Origin of the sequence: Flavimarina sp. Hel_I_48, assembly GCF_000733945.1 — a bacterium.
Classification (GTDB): domain Bacteria; phylum Bacteroidota; class Bacteroidia; order Flavobacteriales; family Flavobacteriaceae; genus Leeuwenhoekiella.
On record NZ_JPOL01000002.1, the window covers coordinates 2,238,005 to 2,251,313 of the forward strand.

A 13,309-nucleotide genomic window follows, 5' to 3' on the forward strand; every position below is an offset into this window, starting at 1 on the left:
TTTGATATGCATTTAGTTCCTGTTTTCAGCACTTTTTGCGGAATGTTATTATTAGTCATCTTGATTTACAAAATCTTTCAACTATGTTGTGGTAAACGCTACACGGAGAATATGGTAGACGATCAATAGATCGCATTTGAAGAGCACTTTTTTTAGAGGTAAAGCAATTGTGGCGTAGGTATAAATAAAGAAAGCCAGCTACGAGAGCTGGCTTTCACCCCAAATCATAATTGATTATTACAAGTCAATTACAACAGTCTTAAATATTTTCTGCCGTTAAGCAACGCAAATATAAAATAAAATTTGCAATTAGTTCCCGATCCTAAAATTAAATTAAAATTTTTTTATTTTATTTAATTTCAATGGTTGCGTAAATCTAATCAAAAGTATGAATTTTTAAGTGTTGAAATGATTTTTTTCATAAAATTTTTATTCGATTTCTACTTAAAAAAATCATCGTATTGATCATCCCCCAAAAATTAGGACAGTAATTTAAGTTCAAAAATAACTTTAAATTTACTGTATCATGACAAGAAGAAAATTCACATCGAAATTCAAGACCAAAGTAGTCCTTGAAGCTTTAAAAGAGCGTCAAACAACCCAGGAACTGGCTCAGAAATTTGAAATAACCCCTCAGCAGATAGGCACTTGGAAACGGGAGTTTTTAAAAGAAGCCGATACGGTTTTTTCCAAGGGGGGCAAATCCAAAAAATCGGAAGAAGAGGAAAAGAAAGATCAGCTTCTTAAGGTGATCGGGGAGCTTAAAGTTGAGAATGATTTTTTAAATAACGCCTTGCGATAAAGCCTTTAGGGGAGCGTCGAACAATGATAAGCAAGGGTCATTCCAAACTCAGCCTTAAGCGGCAGTGCAAACTATTACAGATCCATCGCAGCGGTATTTATTACAAGCCCCGTGGGGAGAGCGAACTTAATCTAGAACTTATGCGATTGATGGATGAACATTATACCGATCATCCCTTTAAAGGGGCCAAACGGATGCATACCTGGCTTAGCCTGGACAAAGGATACAAGGTTAACAAAAAGCGTATTGAACGCCTCTATTCCAAATTGATGGGGCTCCAGGCTATTATGCCTGGTAAGCATACTTCACGGCGACACAAAGAACATAAGGTTTATCCCTATCTCTTAAGAAACCTCACAGTAGAGCGTCCCAATCAGGTCTGGGCCACTGATATTACTTACATACCCATGCGAAAAGGTTTTATGTACCTGATAGCGATCATAGACCTGCACAGCCGCTTTGTGCTCAATTGGTCGGTATCCAATTCCATGGACGCCCAATGGTGTAAAGAAGCTTTGGAAGAAGCTATTGAGCTGCACGGTAAACCTGAGATACTCAACACAGATCAGGGAAGCCAGTTTACTTCAGAGACCTTTACTGAAAGTGTGCTCTCCAATAAAATCAAACTCAGTATGGATGGTAAAGGAAGAGCTATTGATAATGTTTTTATAGAACGCTTATGGAGAAGTGTGAAATACGAAAACATTTATCTCAATCCCCCGGAATCCGGGGTGGGCCTGTACAGGCAACTCCGGGAATACTTTGATTTTTACAACCATAGACGAAGGCACCAGGGAATAGAAAATCAGATACCCATCAACCGATATTTAAAACAAGAAAGAAAAGCTGCTTAATAAATGAAAAATAGAACTTAATTTAGCAGCAAAGCTGTCCTAACAAATGGGGTTCTTCATTATCTCCTTTCTTTTTAGAATCTTTATATGGTTTTAAAATTTAAAGCCAAATAATCGTATTTAAATGAATTAAAAGACTTTTAAAAACTAATTTTCTGGCACTCTGTATTATTACTTTACGCTAATTTCAGCTTTATGATAACTTTAGTTTAGAGAGTTTTATTTTTTGAAATTGAAAATATTAACACCTTCTTTAAAGGTTTTAAAACCATGATTTCAATTATTCAATACTGGCTATAGTATTTATTTACGGTTCTCTTTTTTACATATTATTCATTTTTAGAACTTATCACACTTAAGTGTAAAGTTTCAGAAGTAGAATTGAAATAATGCTTTCTGAGTAAATGAATATTTTGATAAGATAATTTACTAATTGCATAATACCTGGAAAATAGTGCCGTGTTTTTGAATATGTACTATCATCTTACGGTATTCATTGACTAATATTGCGAACTAAAATCGTAGTATGCGTTGGTTTATTTTTATTCTTCTTTACATTGCCATAGATATTTATTCATTTCAGGCCTTTAGGACGATCACAAAAGTGCAATGGCTACATTATGTGTATCTCGCTCTATCTTTAATTGTACTTGCCAATTTAATTTATCATATCGCCAATACCGATCCGTACAAAGGGTTTGATAGGCTTACCATGTACGCCTTGGGATTTTTTTTGGTCCTGTTTGTACCGAAACTTTTGACGGTCGTTTTCATGTTGATGGAGGATCTGATTCGTTTGTTGGTGGGTCTTTATGATAGATATATTGCCCACGAAAATAGGTTTGTCCTGCCTTCCCGTCGCAAATTTATAAGTGGTTTGGCACTTGGCCTTGCCGCAGTTCCTTTCCTATCCCTTTTGTATGGGATGTATAAGGGTAAATACCGGTTTAGGGTACTTAATTACGAGTTGTTCTTTGAAGATCTGCCGGATGCTTTTGATGGTTATAAAATTACACAGATCAGCGACGTACATAGCGGAAGTTTTGATAATCGTGAAAAAATTGCTTATGCGGTAGATCTCATTAATCAACAAAATGGTGATGTAATTCTTTTTACTGGTGATCTGGTGAATAATACCGCCACGGAAATGAATGATTGGAAATCCTTATTTAGCACCTTACAGGCTAAAGATGGAGTTTTTTCAATCTTGGGAAACCATGATTATGGAGACTATGTAACATGGAAAAGTGGACAAGCCAAAAGGCAAAACCTTGAAGATCTTAAGAATTTACAACGTGATATGGGTTGGGATTTGTTGCTAAATGAACATCGTCTCCTGGAGCGTGATGGTCAAAAGATCGCATTAGTAGGTGTGGAAAACTGGGGTGCCGGGGGTTTTAAAAAAGCTGGAGATGTAGATGTTGCTTCCGCTGGTTTAAAAAGTACAGATTTCAAGATACTTATGAGTCATGACCCTTCTTACTGGGCGGAAAAAATTAAAATGCACCCTAAGAATTTTCAGCTTACACTGAGTGGCCATACCCATGGGATGCAGTTTGGTATAGAAATACCTGGATTGATTAAATGGAGTCCCGTGCAATATCGCTATAAATACTGGGCAGGAATTTATGAGCAGAATAAAAGAATGATAAATGTAAATAGGGGTTTTGGATTTTTAGGTTATCCTGGAAGAGTGGGAATATGGCCAGAAATTACCACTATCATTTTGAAAAGGGGAAATATGAGTACTATTTAACACGTCCTTCGTAAATTTAATCTGAGTATAAATCTTAAAATAAATCGTTTAAATAACAAATTATTACGATAATCGGTATTTTTTTGTAAATTGGTATAAGTTTACAAAAATAAATGTTATGCGTTTTTTTATAAAGTTTTTGACTTTGGCCTTCTTCTTGAGTACACCTAATTTGGCCATAAGTCAAATAGGAATAGGTACCCAGAGCCCTGATGCCTCTGCATTAATGGATATAAGTTCACAGAATCAAGGTATTCTTACCCCGCGAATGACCACGTTGCAACGGGAAGCAATTGACAATCCCGCAAATGGTTTACTTGTTTTTGATACTGATTTAAATGCTTTTCAGTATTACAACAGTTCTTTAGGAACATGGGAGAAAATGAGTAGCGAAAAAAGGAATAATTATGTACTGGTTAAAAGTCAGGCAGATTTTCCCATGCCATCAGGGGGGGTGATCACTCTTGATGCCGGGACTTATTATGAAATAAACGGTCTTATAACACTTTCTTCACCCATTGATATCAACAACGCTTATATCTCAGGACTTGATTCGACTGAAGATGTTTTATCTTATCCTGGAGGAACAATTTTTCAAGGAAATAATGGAGGAAGTATACGTAATGTGACCTTAACAGGTGGAAGGGCTTTTAATATTACTGGATCAGGATCCAGTAACAGTATAATGCTGTTACAAAATTGTATTATTACTAATATGACTATAAGTGTAGGTGGCATATCTGGTATAGGTGTATATTTTAGCAGTGTAATTCAATTTCTAAACAACGCAGATGGAATAACCTATAGCAACATTGGTAAATTGTTATTAAACAATCAAGGTTGGTTCACTAATAATGCGGGAACCTACGAAACATTGAAAGGTGCGTTCAACCAAGTAGAAAAAATAGGAGGATTTTCTAATGTGGAAGGATCTGCCGTGGGTTTTGATGTAAGTTCTAATCCCACAGTTAAAACAGGCGTAGTTCTAAGTAGGGTTTTTTCGGGATCAGGTATTTATGTAAAGGGATATACATCTGGTAGTTACCCGGGGTATAACTTTACAAATAACTGGACTATTAATTGTCCTGGTCTTCCAGAAGAGTCTGATGTTAGGGCAACGGCAAATTTGTATTACTCAAACTCTAACATTGTAGTTTTGTCAAACAATACACCTAGGAAGTTACCTGTAACTACAGTGAGTGCACGCAATTTTAGAACTACTAGTCCAGAATCGAATCAAGTTGTTTATAAAGGGTCGAAGCCACGTTCTTTAAATATTTATACCTCAATTTCATTTACTGCCATAGCAGGAATGCGCTTAACTTTTTCACTTTATAAAAACGGTAGCCAAGTAATTGGTACGAACACTGTCTATGATGTACCTCAAACAAACGGACGTTTAAGTTTGCCCATAATAGGTACTGTAATGGTTGATCCCGATGATAAGATAGAAGTTTGGGTTGAAAGAAATACAGGTAGCGGTGGTAATGAATTTCTTGTCACCAGCTATAACCTATTGGTTAATTAATGTTCTTTTAGTAAGATTTAAGACAAGCGACTTATAAAGCTTATATTTAAACTTCTAAATTAGAAGGTACTATGTCAAATTTTGGGACACTTATAGATTCAGATTTTCCTGTTTTGCTTGATTTCTACACAGACTGGAACGAAGCTTCTACCACAATGCATCCCGTATTAAGGGATGTGGCCGCGGCGATGGGGGATCATGCCAAGGTTATTAAAATAAACATAGACAAAAATCCAGAACTTGCCGAAGCCCTTCGTATAAAAACGATTCCCACTCTAATGATCTATCAACGAGGAGAGATGCGATGGCGTCAAAGCGGTGAACAGGATGCAAATACACTCATTGCACTTATACAAAAATTCGCTACAAAGACTTAAAAGTATAGCCTTCACGGGCAAAACTTTCCAGCACTTTGGGCAATGCGATTTTAATATTCTCATAAGCCTTTAAACTATCGTGAAAGAGGATAATACTGCCATTTTCGGCATGGTTTAAGACGTTTTTTGAGCATTTATTGCCAGTAGTAGATTTATCCCAGTCGTAGGCAAGTACATCGTAAAGTACGATGGTGTAGCCTTTCTTCTTTAATAATTTAGCCTGGTTGCTTCTTAACTGGCCATACGGTGGCCTAAACAATTTTTGCTTTTTATGATATGCTAAATAGCGTTCTGGCGCTGTTTTTTGAATGTTTTCTTGTATTTTTTGGTCTGTTTTAATGATATTCTCCCAGTAAAACTTCAACTCTGATTTCTTACCATTTAGGTGATTGTAGGTGTGATTACCTATTCTATGACCATTGTACAAAACATCCTGAAAGATTTCAGGATGTTTTGCTACATTTTCACCTATGACAAAAAAAGTGGCTTTTGCATCGTATTTTCTTAAGAGTTCCAGAACCCATGGTGTTACCATGGGAATGGGGCCATCATCAAAGGTCAGGAATAAAATTTTCTCTCCCTTGCACTCCTTTTTTTTATCCCATAAATAGTTGGGATAGATCCATTTTACGATCTGTGGCATTTTTACCGGTAGTGGTAAACGTATCATCGCATGGTGGTGTCTGGCATTTCTGGAGCAATCTGCCTCGACTGATTTGTGTCTCTTGGCATTAGTTCAGGGTCAGACGGTATTTGCTCCTCGTCGCTATAGAAGTGCGCAAATTTTTGTAAGTAACTGTTGAATTCCTCAGCTTTTTCAGGAAGTAACTCGCTGTCTTTGTTGCGTGCAAGCAGATCAATAAGACTTCGGTAGCGCTCTATGTCTGTAATCACATCTTCGGCATAATTGCGCTGTCTGGAAATAGGCAAGGTGCTCCAGTAATCCAGCTTTTCCTGATATTTCTTAGCTAATTCATTCCAGAGATTGCGCGCGGTTTCTTTCTCACCTACCGCATAATAACCACTTACATAAGGCTCCAATAACGTGTAATATTCAAAGTACTCTAAAGGCATTTTTTCCATAGCGAGATCTAAAAGGTCTTTGGCTTTATCCTTTTTACCTTCCGAAAGTAATTTTTCTATTCCCCTGGCGATGTTTCCGCGGTAAGTAATCCCATTGCGACGGGTTTCTGTATCATAATATAAATCAGGATCACCACTATTTCCCCAGTACCAACCTGTAACAATATTATAGAATTTATCGCTATCTATCCTTCCCATATCGTACGGGTTCCGCTTATCAATAGGTGTTTTTATGGGTACAAGCTTATAGGTAACTCCATCCAACTGGAGATAATCTTTCATCCAGAGATAATCATCATCGCCAAAACTTCCACCGGTAAAATTAATAGGCCGTTTCCAATTATTGTTTGCTATAATATCCAGCATAAGGAGTCGGTTTTTATAAAGAACATCCCCTTTTATGGTTAAATTGACTTCATCTGCGATACGATCGGCATCCTTTTGTGCGACCACTTTATTTGCCAAAACACTGCCTTTATCTACCGGAATCGTAATATTTTTAGTAGGGAATGTATGTATCATGGTACCGCTTTGTAGTTCTGCCATGGTGCGAGGATCATCACTTGCGATCCAGTTCATCCATTGTTTGATATCTAAGGTATCCTTAGTGGTGGGTTTGAAAAAGACAGCATCACGCGTACCTGCTATATACTGATCATGCGTCAACTGAGACGGTATGGGGTCGCTGTCGTAAGCCTTTTTCTTCATATCGTCAATATACCATGACGTCTGGAAAAGACTGGTGTTTACGATACGTACATCCCGGCGGTATCCTTCAATTTCCTGGGCGTACCATAAGGCAAAAGTATCATTGTCCCCTATGGTAAAAAGTATGGCATTGGGGTCGCACGAATCCAGATACATTTTTGCCATGGCAAGGGCTGTTTTTTTGCCAGAACGGTCATGATCGTTCCAGTTTTCTGAAGCAAGTACAACGGGTACGGCCAGCATGCAAACTACGGTCACAAGGGGCAGGACTATTTTTGGTTTCAAATATTCCTTTAGCATATCAAAAAGCGCATAAACCCCAAAACCTATCCAGATGGCAAAGACATAAAAGGAGCCCACCAGTGCATAATCCCGCTCACGAGGTTCAAAAGGACGCTCGTTTAGGTAGATTTTAAGCGCAATACCGGTAAATAGGAAAAATACAAGCAATACCCAAAAGCTTTTTCTGTCTTTGCTGGCCTGAAATATCAACCCAAGCAAGCCTAAAATAAGCGGTAGAAAATAATATGTATTTCTACCTTTATTGTTCTCTACATCGCTGGGCAGATTTTCCTGGGAACCCAAGCGGGCTTCGTCAACAAAATCAATACCGCTCAGCCAGTTACCGTGCAGATCATTGTAATTACCCTGAATATCGTCCTGTCTGCCAGTAAAATTCCACATAAAATAGCGCCAGTACATATACCCAAACTGATAATCGAAAAGGTAGTTCATGTTATCGCCAAAGCTGGGTTTTTCTACATCGATATATTCCCTAATCTGCATAAGGAATTTGTGATAACCATCATTATCTACACGACCTAACGCGTAATCAGATCTAAACTTTGCAATGGCCTGTTGCAAATCCTGGTTTGAAGCATATTCTGGTTTAACGGTAAAATCGAGAGGCCCGGTAAACTGCATATAATTTGCAATATGCTCTGTGCTCCACATTCTGGGAAGCAATGCTTTCTGGGAATCATCTGTGTTTTGAACAGAATTTTTCCAGTTGTTTACAATGATGTATTTTCCGCTTGCTTCGTCTTTTTCATAATTGGGCTTATCATCAACATAAGGATTGTCAGGATCCAGCCCACCATAAATCTCTGAAAACTGGGGTCCGTAGAAAAGTGCAGGGCCAGAATATTGTTCCCTATTGTAATAAGCAAGCAGTTCCTGTGCATTGTCCGGATTATTTTCATTGATCGTGGTGCCCGCATTCGCACGAATGGGAAGCATCAACCAGCTGGAAAAACCGATAAATATAAAGACTACACAAAGCAATAGAGTATTTAACTGATAGTATGATTTTTTTTGTGTGTAGCGGAACAGGTAATAAAAAATAGCGATAAATATAAGGCCTGCGATGATAGTACCACTGTTAAAAGGCAGACCGAAGGTATTGACGAAGAAAATTTCGGCGTAGCCAAAAAAGCTCAGTGTATAGGGAAGCAAAAATTTAAATATAAATAGGAGTATCGCGACTACCACCACGTTTGCAATAATAAAATTGCTTACGGTGACCGGTTTGTAATTTTTAAAGAAGTAAAGGAAACCAATAGCGGGAATCGTAAGTAGAGCCATGAAGTGCACTCCAAAGGAAAGGCCTATGACAAAACAGATCAATATCAGCCAGCGATTGCCGCGGGGTTTGAACATATCCCGTTCCCATAACAACGCGAGATAGAAGAGAAGCGCCAATAGAAAAGTGGCCATTGCATAAACTTCTGCCTCAACAGCGTTAAACCAAAAGCTATCTGTAAACACAAATGCCACAGACCCTATGAAAGCGCTTGAAAGAATAGCCCAGGATTTTGTGACGGTCAGTGATTCTTTAGAACGTTTTAAGAGTTTAAGGAGTAAAAGTATGATAGACCAGAACATAAAAAGTACCGCAAAAGCAGAGGCGAGGCAGGACATAAAATTTACGGCTAGGGCAACATACGTGCTATCTGGGGCAAAAGTTGAGAAAAAAGCGCCCATCATTTGATAAAGCGGTGCTCCCGGCGGGTGACCTATTTCTAATTTTGAAGAAGTGGAAATGTATTCTCCCGCATCCCAGAAACTTGCGGTGGGCTCTACCGTTAAACTAAAGGTAACGAGGGCAACGGCGAAGGCCAGCCAGCCAAATATTCTGTTATACTTCCTAAAACTGAAGTCATTCATAAGGTCAAAATTGTCTATGGGAGCGAATTTAAGCATTTAATATAAATGCGATGCCGTTTTTTGGCAAACGCGTTAATAGACGTGTTATTTTTACAAATGAGAATTTATTCACTAAAAGTTTGTACAACTAAAAGTTTGTTTTAAATTTGCACCCGCCTACAAAACGCTAGTGCGTTTTTACAACGGTTCATTCCGTTTGATTTTTATTTATTTTATTGGCCTATGGTGTAACTGGCAACACGTCTGGTTTTGGTCCAGAAGAGTCTAGGTTCGAGCCCTAGTAGGCCAACGCTTATTCAAAATCCGTACTTAATTTTAAGTACGGATTTTTTTTATGCCCTAAAAATTGGTGCAACGTTTATTCTGAGCGAGTGGCGGGCAGAGTTTAACGTCAGTTATTCATGATAAAAATCGATATCAAGTTTTTGAATAGTTGGTTGTGGTTTTTGTACTATAAACTTCAGCATCCGTCTCCTTATCTCAAATTAGCGCGTTCAGTTTTTACTAAGTACTTCTTAATTAACCTTTATTTAGAACCTCGTAGGGGATCGCTTTAGTAACTTTCAGAAAAAAACAAAGATTATGGCAGAAGAAATCCATAAAGTGAAAATCCTGAGAAAAAGTTTTATCAATCATGATGTGATGCATATTGAAACCGAGAAACCGCAAGGTTACTCTTACACACCGGGACAAGCCACGCACGTACGTATAGATAAAGAAGGCTGGAGGGGTGAGAAAGGAGCTTTTACGTTCACTAATCTTCCAGATGAAGACCATTTGGAATTTACCATTAAATCCTACCCTTCGCACAATGGCGTTACTGAGCGTATGGCGAGCCTTGAAGAAGGTGATACCTTGATTTTAGAGGAGGTTTATGGCGCTATTGAATACAAAGGCAAGGGCGTTTTTATTGCGGGTGGTGCTGGAGTCACCCCATTTATTGCAATCTTTAAGGATTTAGTCAATAAAAAAGATATTGAGGGCAATACCTTGATTTTTGCCAATCAAGAAGAGCGTGATATTTTCAAAAAGGAAAGCCTTGAAGCAATATTGGGAGACAATTTTCTAAATATTCTTTCTGAAGAAAAAACAGAGGCTCATGCCCATGGCCGTATAGATCTCGAGTTTCTAAAAAAGAACATTGAAGATTTTAGTCAATATTTTTACCTCTGCGGTCCACCAAAGATGATGAAAGAAGTTAAAAAGCATCTTTTTGGACTGGGTGTTACCGAAAAACAAATCGTTCAGGAGGATCTCGATTAAACCGAATTTTGGTACTTAAAAAGCTAAAAACAGGTCGTTTTTAGCCTTTTTTGTGCTTTTTATTTCAAATATTAAATGTTATTACGGGTCGTTTTGCGTGATTTACCAGGTCCTGACTTATGGATCCATTGAAGAAATGGGAGAGTCCTTTGCGGCCATGGGTTCCTATACCTAGAAGTTCAACGTTCTTGTAATTTATAAAGTTGAGTATGCCGCGTTCTATGGTCTGGTCATTGAAGATTGTAAAATTGTCAATTGAAGTACCCAGATACTCCACAAACTTATTAAAATTGTTCATGATTTCCAGTGTGGTCTTAAACCTGTTTGGCGTATTGATATAGACTAGCTGAAACGTTGCCTTTTCCTTGTGTGCAAATTTTAATGCCTTTCTTACAGGTTCTATATTGTCTTCCTGTAGATCTGTTGCAAAAACAAAGTTTTTGATCTTAAAATCAAGGTTTTGGCTCTTTATTACCAAAACCGGTACTTTAGAATGACGAACAACCTTTTCTGTATTTGACCCTATGAAAAGCTCCTGGATCCCTTTTGCGCCATGAGAGCCCATAACAATGCCATCAATTTCATATTTATTGACGTACTCCATAATTCCTTCAAAGGCCCCATAAAATTCTGCAGCTTCTATAATTTCAACATCTTGTAAAAGTGGTAATTCCAGTATAGAATCAAATTTTTTGTGTGCAAGGCGCATAAAAAATAATGCTTCAGGCAATTCGCTGGTTTTTGCCAGAGGGCCATCGCCCAGCATTTCCGGCATTTCAAGCAAATGCAAAAGATAGATTTTTGCATTGTAACGTTTGGCCAGTTGAACAGCAATTTCCAATGCATACATGGCCTGTTCTGAAAAATCTGTTGGGACGAGTATTTTGTTCATGATTCAGGGATTATAAATTAGGGGTGTTAGCTCTATCGTTTAAAAATAAACATTTTATTTGCCTTGACAGTCAATTTTATATATCGATAATTATTATTATATTTGCAGCGTTGAAATTAGATAATCTACTTGAGGGGACAAAAAAGTCCCCTCTTTTTATAGTAAATGTGCTTTGTTTAAGGAAAAAGTAAATGCTCTGGTTACACAGGCATTAGAAGAAAATACATCCCTGTTTTTAATAGACCTGTCCATTAAGGGCAATAACGCGATCACCATAGTGCTTGATGGCGACAATGGTGTGACCATTGATGATTGTATTGCTTTCAGTAGGAAGGTAGAGCATAATCTGGATCGTGAAGAAGAAGATTTTTCACTCGAAGTTATGTCTGCAGGTGCTACAGAAACGTTTGTAAACAACAGGCAGTACGGTAAAAATATAGGCAGGCTTTTAGCGATCAAGCTAAAAGATGACACCAAGATGGAAGGCGAATTGCTGGATGTCAATAATGATTCTGTAAAAATAGGCTGGAAATCGCGCGAGCCGAAGGCTGTAGGTAAAGGCAAGGTGACCGTAAACAGGGAGGTAGTCCTCAACTATGATGATATCGCCGAAGCTAAAGTGAAGATTAAATTTTAAGGAACTTTCCATATGGAGAATATTGCATTAATAGAGTCATTTTCAGAGTTTAAGGACGATAAACTTATCGATAGGGTAACGCTAATGGCGATACTTGAAGAAGTCTTTAGGAGTACGTTGAAAAAACGTTTTGGGAGTGATGATAACTTTGATATCATTATAAATCCAGATAAGGGTGACCTTGAGATCTGGCGTAATCGTATTGTTGTTGCAGATGGTGAGGTTGAAGATAACAACTCTGAAATAAGCATTTCAGACGCCAGAAAAATAGAGCCTGACTTTGAAGTGGGGGAGGATGTTTCGCAAGAAGTGAAATTGATTGATCTGGGGCGTCGTTCCATATTGGCGCTGAGACAAAATTTGATAGGAAAGATACACGAGCACGACAACACGAATATCTATAAGAACTTTAAAGAGCTTGAGGGTGAACTTTACAATGCAGAAGTGCACCACATTCGCCACAGGGCGATTATATTGCTTGATGATGAGGGCAATGAAATCATCATGCCTAAGGATAAGCAGATCCCTTCAGACTTTTTCCGTAAAGGGGAAAGTGTACGTGGGCTCATAGAAAGTGTTGAACTTAAAGGGAACAAGCCCGTCATTATCATGTCGCGCACGTCTCCTTTGTTTTTAGAAAAGCTATTTGAAGCGGAGATCCCAGAGGTTTTTGATGGTTTGATCACTGTTAAGAAAGTTGTACGTATCCCTGGTGAAAAAGCAAAAGTTGCAGTTGATTCTTATGATGACCGTATAGATCCCGTTGGGGCCTGTGTGGGTATGAAAGGTTCGCGTATTCATGGCATTGTTCGTGAGTTGGGCAACGAAAATATTGATGTGATCAACTTCACAAACAATTTACAACTTTATATCACCAGAGCCCTTAGCCCGGCAAAAATCACTTCCATAAAAATGGATGATGAGAAGATGACTGCAGAGGTTATGCTTAAGCCAGAGGAGGTTTCAAAGGCTATTGGCCGGGGCGGTCACAACATACGATTAGCTGGTCAGCTCACAGGCTATGAGATTGATGTATTTAGAGAAGGCGTTGAAGAAGACGTGGAACTCAAAGAATTTTCAGATGAAATTGAGGATTGGGTTATAGCAGAATTTGCTAAGATAGGTCTGGATACCGCAAGAAGTATTTTAGAGCAGGATGTAGAGGAATTAGTGAGGAGAACTGACCTGGAAGAAGAGACCATTGCAGATGTAATGCGCATCCTTCGGGAAGAGTTTGAATAAA

At 38.3% G+C, this 13,309-nt stretch carries 11 protein-coding genes and 1 tRNA gene; 9 read left to right on the forward strand and 3 right to left on the reverse strand.

Going from position 1 to position 13,309, the window contains the following annotated elements; translation table 11 throughout:
• Positions 1-526 precede the first annotated feature (526 nt).
• From P162_RS09950 to P162_RS09970, 5 genes are all read left to right on the forward strand, one after another.
• Positions 527-802: a transposase gene (locus P162_RS09950; protein WP_031427216.1), complete on the forward strand. Its 276-nt coding sequence runs from the start codon at positions 527-529 to the stop codon at positions 800-802.
• Positions 803-825: 23 nt separating this feature from the next.
• Positions 826-1,656 carry an IS3 family transposase gene (locus tag P162_RS09955; protein ID WP_031427217.1) on the forward strand — a complete coding sequence of 277 codons (831 nt, stop codon included), beginning with the start codon at positions 826-828 and terminating at the stop codon, positions 1,654-1,656.
• A gap of 526 nt (positions 1,657-2,182) precedes the next feature.
• Positions 2,183-3,412 (forward strand): metallophosphoesterase, encoded by a 1,230-nt coding sequence (locus tag P162_RS09960; protein ID WP_031427219.1) that lies wholly within the window; start codon positions 2,183-2,185, stop codon positions 3,410-3,412.
• A 118-nt stretch (positions 3,413-3,530) separates the two neighbouring features.
• A complete protein-coding gene (locus tag P162_RS09965) occupies positions 3,531-4,940 on the forward strand; it encodes a hypothetical protein (RefSeq protein WP_035917001.1) in 1,410 nt (469 codons plus the stop codon).
• A 71-nt stretch (positions 4,941-5,011) separates the two neighbouring features.
• Positions 5,012-5,317, forward strand: coding sequence for a thioredoxin family protein (locus tag P162_RS09970; RefSeq protein WP_031427221.1), 306 nt, complete (start codon positions 5,012-5,014; stop codon positions 5,315-5,317).
• Here the strand turns inward: P162_RS09970 and P162_RS09975 are convergent.
• Both P162_RS09975 and P162_RS09980 read right to left on the reverse strand, forming a co-directional pair.
• Positions 5,304-5,987 (reverse strand): polysaccharide deacetylase family protein, encoded by a 684-nt coding sequence (locus tag P162_RS09975; protein WP_031427222.1) that lies wholly within the window; start codon positions 5,985-5,987, stop codon positions 5,304-5,306. The genes P162_RS09970 and P162_RS09975 overlap by 14 nt on opposite strands.
• Positions 5,984-9,274, reverse strand: a complete 3,291-nt coding sequence (locus P162_RS09980; RefSeq protein ID WP_031427223.1) for a DUF2723 domain-containing protein — start codon at positions 9,272-9,274, stop codon at positions 5,984-5,986. The genes P162_RS09975 and P162_RS09980 overlap by 4 nt, the downstream gene beginning before the upstream one ends.
• Positions 9,275-9,490: 216 nt before the next feature.
• On the opposite strand from P162_RS09980, the gene P162_RS09985 reads away from it, so the two are divergent.
• Positions 9,491-9,563, forward strand: a tRNA-Gln gene (locus P162_RS09985).
• A 293-nt stretch (positions 9,564-9,856) separates the two neighbouring features.
• Positions 9,857-10,537: a flavodoxin reductase gene (locus P162_RS09990; protein ID WP_031427224.1), complete on the forward strand. Its 681-nt coding sequence runs from the start codon at positions 9,857-9,859 to the stop codon at positions 10,535-10,537.
• A gap of 64 nt (positions 10,538-10,601) precedes the next feature.
• On the opposite strand, the gene P162_RS09995 is transcribed toward P162_RS09990, so the two are convergent.
• The gene (locus P162_RS09995; RefSeq protein WP_031427225.1) at positions 10,602-11,429 is read right to left on the reverse strand and encodes a universal stress protein; all 828 of its coding nucleotides are present in this window, start codon (positions 11,427-11,429) and stop codon (positions 10,602-10,604) included.
• Positions 11,430-11,601: 172 nt separating this feature from the next.
• On the opposite strand from P162_RS09995, the gene rimP reads away from it, so the two are divergent.
• Entirely contained in the window at positions 11,602-12,066 is a 465-nt protein-coding gene (gene rimP / locus P162_RS10000) for a ribosome assembly cofactor RimP (protein ID WP_031427226.1), read from the forward strand.
• A 12-nt stretch (positions 12,067-12,078) separates the two neighbouring features.
• Positions 12,079-13,308: a transcription termination factor NusA gene (gene nusA / locus P162_RS10005; RefSeq protein WP_031427228.1), complete on the forward strand. Its 1,230-nt coding sequence runs from the start codon at positions 12,079-12,081 to the stop codon at positions 13,306-13,308.
• Position 13,309: the final 1 nt, after the last annotated feature.

What these genes read in the sequence shown, in the direction of transcription:
- P162_RS09990 (WP_031427224.1), top strand. Translation starts at nt 9,857, where the DNA reads ATGGCAGAAGAAATCCATAAAGTGAAAATCCTGAGAAAAAGTTTTATC.
- nusA (WP_031427228.1), top strand. Translation starts at nt 12,079, where the DNA reads ATGGAGAATATTGCATTAATAGAGTCATTTTCAGAGTTTAAGGACGAT.
- P162_RS09965 (WP_035917001.1), top strand. Translation starts at nt 3,531, where the DNA reads ATGCGTTTTTTTATAAAGTTTTTGACTTTGGCCTTCTTCTTGAGTACA.
- P162_RS09995 (WP_031427225.1), bottom strand. Translation starts at nt 11,429, where the DNA reads ATGAACAAAATACTCGTCCCAACAGATTTTTCAGAACAGGCCATGTAT.
- P162_RS09970 (WP_031427221.1), top strand. Translation starts at nt 5,012, where the DNA reads ATGTCAAATTTTGGGACACTTATAGATTCAGATTTTCCTGTTTTGCTT.
- P162_RS09960 (WP_031427219.1), top strand. Translation starts at nt 2,183, where the DNA reads ATGCGTTGGTTTATTTTTATTCTTCTTTACATTGCCATAGATATTTAT.
- P162_RS09950 (WP_031427216.1), top strand. Translation starts at nt 527, where the DNA reads ATGACAAGAAGAAAATTCACATCGAAATTCAAGACCAAAGTAGTCCTT.
- P162_RS09980 (WP_031427223.1), bottom strand. Translation starts at nt 9,274, where the DNA reads ATGAATGACTTCAGTTTTAGGAAGTATAACAGAATATTTGGCTGGCTG.
- P162_RS09955 (WP_031427217.1), top strand. Translation starts at nt 826, where the DNA reads ATGATAAGCAAGGGTCATTCCAAACTCAGCCTTAAGCGGCAGTGCAAA.
- P162_RS09975 (WP_031427222.1), bottom strand. Translation starts at nt 5,987, where the DNA reads ATGATACGTTTACCACTACCGGTAAAAATGCCACAGATCGTAAAATGG.